A 228-nucleotide genomic window follows, 5' to 3' on the forward strand; every position below is an offset into this window, starting at 1 on the left:
AGGTGAGTGGTGAAAAGAGGAAAGAACAAGGTAAAGGCTGCGAACAAGAAAATGTCTGTCGTAGCAACTATTAAAGTACCTAGTGTAAAAATAAATCTTCCTATCATGGAAGGTGTATCGAATAGCGCTATGTCGGTTGGAGCTGGCACATTAAAGCCGACTCAAGAAATTGGAAAAGGAAACTATGCGATGGCATCGCATCATATGAACAATCCTAAATTATTATTT

1 protein-coding gene is annotated in these 228 nt (G+C 38.6%); it reads left to right on the forward strand.

The window, feature by feature from the left end; translation table 11 throughout:
- Window positions 1–51: 51 nt before the first annotated feature.
- Window positions 52–228 (forward strand): class A sortase (locus SB754_RS23515; RefSeq protein ID WP_410784640.1); only part of this gene is annotated, 177 nt, incomplete at its 3' end.

The organism is Leifsonia sp. SIMBA_070, from assembly GCF_046534635.1.
In the GTDB taxonomy this organism is placed as follows: Bacteria; Actinomycetota; Actinomycetes; order Actinomycetales; family Microbacteriaceae; genus Leifsonia.